The organism is Holospora curviuscula, from assembly GCF_002930195.1.
Classification (GTDB): Bacteria; Pseudomonadota; Alphaproteobacteria; order Holosporales; family Holosporaceae; genus Holospora; species Holospora curviuscula.
On sequence record NZ_PHHC01000107.1, the window covers coordinates 1 to 5,269 of the forward strand.

Genomic DNA, 5,269 nt, shown 5'->3' on the forward strand with positions numbered 1-5,269 from the left:
ATCTTTTTCAGCAGTATTTGAGCAATATAGTACAACTAACGTACCCCTAGTGATTTCAGAATACAATGACATTGTATCTAAGCAACAATTTATTAAAAAATTATTAATAAACAATATTAGTATTCTAAGAAAAATGGATACTAATAACCCGGATGTTCAAGGGTTACTAACAAAAATGATTCCTTTTACTGAGCCAATTAATTCTGGAACTACGCTAGATAAAATACTAGAAGTGAACGTAATCAGTAAACTGAAAGGTAAAAAGATTTTATAAAAAGTTATTTTACATAAGAAAAGATACTTAAAGACTGGCAACGACTTACTTTTTCACGTCTTAAGACGAAATATCATCAGCGCTAGGCGTCTTAACGGTCGAGTTCGGAATGGGATCGTGTGTTTTCCACCTGCTCTAGTCACCAGTCTATAAATACCGTGGGTAATAAAAAATCTAACATGAATGTAAATCAAGCCAATGGGACGATTAGTACTGATTAGCTAAAAAAGTTACCTTTCTTACACACTCAGCCTATCAACGTGGTAGTCTACCACAGTCCTCTTAGGGAAAATTAGTTTTGAGGTTAGTTTCCCGCTTAGATGCTTTCAGCGGTTATCTAGTCCGTACATAGCTACCCAGCACTGCTTTTGGCAAAACAACTGGTACACCAGAGGTACGTCCATCCCGGTCCTCTCGTACTAGGGAAAGATCCTCTCAATTTTCCAACACCCACGGCAGATAGGGACCGAACTGTCTCACGACGTTCTGAACCCAGCTCACGTACCGCTTTAATTGGCGAACAGCCAAACCCTTGGGACCTTCTACAGCCCCAGGATGCGATGAGCCGACATCGAGGTGCCAAACCCCCCCGTCGATAAGAACTCTTGGGAGGGATAAGCCTGTTATCCCCGGCGTACCTTTTATCCGTTGATCGATGACCCTTCCATAAGGGATCACCGGGTCACTATGACCGACTTTCGTCTCTGTTCGACTTGTAAGTCTTACAGTCAGGCAAGCTTGTGCCATTGCACGCTACAGCTGATTTCTGTCCAGCCTGAGCTTACCATCGCGCGCCTCCGTTACAATTTAGGAGGCGACTGCCCCAGTCAAACTACCCACCATGCATGGTCCTGGCGCTGGGTTTACAGCGCTCAGTTAGATACCAAATAGATTCAGGGTGGTATTTCAAGGTTGGCTCCACGCCAGCTAGCACCAGCGCTTCAAAGCCTCCCACCTATCCTACACAGAATCTACCTTGTACCAATGCAAAGCTATAGTAAAGGTGCACGGGGTCTTTCCGTCTAACCGCGGGTACTCCGCATCTTCACGGAGAATTCAATTTCACTGAGTTGATGTTGGAGACAGTGGAGAAGTCGTTACGCCATTCATGCAGGTCGGAACTTACCCGACAAGGAATTTCGCTACCTTAGGACCGTTAGATTTACGGCCGCCGTTTACTGGGGCTTCAATTTAGTGCTTGCACACCTCCTCTTAACCTTCCAGCACCGGGCAGGCGTCAGACCCTATACCTAGAATTTCTTCTTTGCAGAGCCCTGTGTTTTAGTTAAACAGTCGCTACTCCCTCTTATGTGCCACCTCAAAAAGGTTTCCCTCATCAAGGCACTCCTTATCCCGAAGTTACGGAGTTAATTTGCCGAGTTCCTTCAACATCATTCTCTCAAGCGCCTTAGTATACTCTACTTGTCCACCAGTGTCGGTTTGGGGTACGGTCTATTGCTGGGACTATTTCCTGGAAGATTCTAACGAGCTGGTCCAATCCAATAAGGACCAACAGACTAGTCTCTCCGTCATCTCCAGCTGGCTCAGGAATATTAACCTGATTCCCATCGACTACGACTTTCGTCCTCGCCTTAGGGGCCGGCTCACCCTGCGTGGATTACCCTTGCGCAGGAACCCTTGGACTTTCGGCGGAAGTGTTTTTAACACTTCTTTACGTTACTCATGTCAGCATTCTCACTTCTGATATCTCCAAAAGACCTCACGATCTTTCTTCAACGACCTACAGAACGCTCCGCTACCGCTTTTCTTACGAAAAGCCCACATCTTCGGTGTATCACTTAAGCCCCGTTACATTCTCGGCGCAGATCGACTTAATTAGACTAGTGAGCTATTACGCTTTCTTTAAAGGATGGCTGCTTCTAAGCCAACCTCCTAGCTGTCTTGGTCAATCCACTTCCTTACCCACTGAGTGATAACTTAGGGACCTTAGATGGTGGTTAGGGTTGTTTCCCTTTTGACGACGGACGTTATCGCCCGCCGTCTGTCTGCTGTACTTGGCTTTTTGGTATTCGGAGTTTGGTTGGGTTTAGTAAGAATCGCTTCCCCTTAGCCCATTCAGTGCTCTACCCCCAAAAAGAAACATACAACGCTCTACCTAAATAGATTTCGCGGAGAACCAGCTATTTCCAGGTTTGATTGGCCTTTCACCCCTAGCCACAAATCATCCACAGCTTTTGCAACAGCATATGGTTCGGCCCTCCAGCACGCATTACCGCACCTTCAGCCTGTTCATGGCTAGATCACCTGGTTTCGGGTCTTATTCGTGAAACTATGCGCCCTATTAAGACTCGCTTTCGCTTCGCCTACATCTAACGACTTAAGCTTGCTTCACAAACAAACTCGCTGACCCATGATACAAGAGGTACGCCGTCACAGCCTATTCGCTGCTCCGACTGCATTGTAAGCATTCAGTTTCAGATACTATTTCACCTCCCTTATCGGGATACTTTTCACCTTTCCCTCACGGTACTTGTTCACTATCGGTCACTGAGGAGTACTTAGGCTTGGAGGATGGTCCCCCCATATTCAAACAGGATTTCACGTGTCCCGCCCTACTCTTGTCGTATTTAATCCGCTACCTATACGGGGCTATCACCCTTCTATGGCTTCTTTTTCCAAAAGAATTCTAGTTCTGATTAAACACGCACTGGCCTGGTCCGATTTCGCTCGCCACTACTCTCGGAGTCTCGGTTGATTTCTTTTCCTCCAGCTACTTAGATGTTTCAGTTCGCTGGGTTCGCTTCTTAAGTCTTATGAATTCAGACTAAGATACCGCTATTGCGGTAGGTTTCCCTATTCGGAGATCCGCGGATCAAAGGATATTGACTCCTCCCCGCAGCTTTTCGCAGTCTTTCACGTCCTTCATCGCCTCTCAATGCCAAGGCATCCACTAAATGCTCTTTAACGCTTGATTTACACTCATGTTAAATTTTTTTTAAACTAATTATTTATTTCATTTAACTGAAATTAGTTAAATAATTGAATTTTTATTACCCATTCTTATATACTTATCAAATAAATCTTATCGAAACTTAAAAGGTGGAGATGATCGGGATCGAACCGATGACCTCATGCTTGCAAAGCACGCGCTCTCCCAGCTGAGCTACACCCCCTTGTAGAAGTGGGCCAAGTAGGACTTGAACCTACGACCTCACGCTTATCAAGCGTGCGCTCTAACCAACTGAGCTATTAGCCCGGTACCTTTTATTCTCAAGAGAGATAAACAGTCAACACATGTTACCCCAATTCCTATCGTTGCAGTACTAAACTTCCTGCCTCATAGAAAGGAGGTGATCCAGCCGCAGGTTCCCCTACGGCTACCTTGTTACGACTTAACCCCAGTCATCGACCCCACCATAGTCAGCTGCCTCCTTTCGGTTAGCTCACTGGTTTCAGGTGGGACCAACTCCCATGGCTTGACGGGCGGTGTGTACAAGGCCCGTGAACGTATTCACCGTGGCGTGCTGATCCACGATTACTAGCGATTCCAACTTCATGTTCTCGAGTTGCAGAGAACAATCCGAACTGAGATGACGTTTAGGGATTTGCTCAGGGTCACCCCGTCGCATCCTTTTGTCGTCACCATTGTAGCACGTGTGTAGCCCAGCCCATAAGGGCCATGAGGACCTGACGTCATCCTCTCCTTCCTCCGATTTATCACCGGCAGTCTCCTTATAGTCCTCAGCATAACCTGTTAGCAAATAAGGACAAGGGTTGCGCTCGTTGCGGGACTTAACCCAATATCTCACGACACGAGCTGACGACAGCCATGCAGCACCTGTGTGGAGTCCGGCCGAACCGAAAGTTCTATCTCTAGAACCGATGACTCCCATGTCAAGAGCTGGTAAGGTTTTTCGCGTGTTGACGAATTAAACCACATGCTCCACCGCTTGTGCGGGCCCCCGTCAATTCCTTTAAGTTTTAATCTTGCGATCGTAGTCCTCAGGCGGAGTGCTTAATGCGTTAGCTGCGACACCAACCCAAAAGTCGACGTCTAGCACTCATCGTTTAGGGCGTGGACTACCAGGGTATCTAATCCTGTTTGCTCCCCACGCTTTCGTACCTCAGTGTCAGTTATGGCCCAGAAAGTCGCCTTCGCCTCTGGTGTTCCTCCTAATATCTACGAATTTCACCTCTACACTAGGAATTCCACTTTCCTCTACCACACTCTAGTCTTCCAGTTTGAGACGCACCCCCCAGGTTAAGCCTGGGTATTTAACATCTCACTTAAAAAACAACCTACGTACCCTTTACGCCCAGTTATTCCGAACAACGCTAGCCCCCTCTGTATTACCGCGGCTGCTGGCACAGAGTTAGCCGGGGCTTTTTCTCTCGTTACCGTCATCATCTTCACGAGTAAAAGAACTTTACGACCCGAAGGCCTTCTTCATTCACGCGGCATTGCTGGATCAGGGTTTCCCCCATTGTCCAATATTCCTCACTGCTGCCTCCCGTAGGAGTCTGGGCCGTATCTCAATCCCAGTGTGGCTGATCATCCTCTCAGACCAGCTACAGATCGTAGGCTTGGTAGGCTTTTACCCCACCAACTACCTAATCTGACGCGGGCTCATCTTTTGGCGATAAATCTTTTCTTATTTCTAAGTGTATGCGGTATTAGCCAAGGTTTCCCTCGGTTGTCCCCCTCCAAAAGGCAGATTCCCACGCGTTACTCACCCGTTTGCCACTGAAGGTATTGCTACCTCCCGTTTGACTTGCATGTGTTAAGCATGCCGCCAGCGTTCGTTCTGAGCCAGGATCAAACTCTCATGTTTAATCTAAGTACAAAACCTTCCGGTTCAGTACCCTAGCTTCTACTTTTTTACTTTGTTATTAACGGGATAAACGTGTTGACTGTTTATCTCTCTTTTTTTCTTTACTTTCTCAAAGATCTGAGTACCATCCTACCCCCCTTCTCTACCCCTGTCAATACCCTTTTTTTCAAATTGTTCTTTTTTCTTTTCCTTTCCCTACCCT

1 protein-coding gene, 2 tRNA genes and 3 rRNA genes are annotated in these 5,269 nt (G+C 46.8%); 1 reads left to right on the top strand and 5 read right to left on the bottom strand.

What is annotated here, in order from left to right:
* The coding region (locus HCUR_RS08735; protein WP_165780798.1) for a hypothetical protein at nt 1-274 on the top strand (274 nt) is incomplete at its 5' end.
* Nucleotides 275-306: 32 nt separating this feature from the next.
* Here the strand turns inward: HCUR_RS08735 and rrf are convergent.
* From rrf to HCUR_RS05655, 5 genes are all read right to left on the bottom strand, one after another.
* Nucleotides 307-421: ribosomal RNA gene (gene rrf, locus HCUR_RS05635) — 5S ribosomal RNA — on the bottom strand.
* Nucleotides 422-460: 39 nt separating this feature from the next.
* Nucleotides 461-3,209: ribosomal RNA gene (locus tag HCUR_RS05640) — 23S ribosomal RNA — on the bottom strand.
* 126 nt (nt 3,210-3,335) lie between these two features.
* Nucleotides 3,336-3,408 (bottom strand) — tRNA-Ala (locus tag HCUR_RS05645).
* A 9-nt stretch (nt 3,409-3,417) separates the two neighbouring features.
* Nucleotides 3,418-3,491: transfer RNA gene (locus HCUR_RS05650), tRNA-Ile, on the bottom strand.
* A gap of 87 nt (nt 3,492-3,578) precedes the next feature.
* Nucleotides 3,579-5,067, bottom strand: a 16S ribosomal RNA gene (locus HCUR_RS05655).
* The 16S, 23S and 5S rRNA genes sit together here with 2 tRNA genes alongside, the layout of an rRNA operon.
* Nucleotides 5,068-5,269 lie beyond the last annotated feature (202 nt).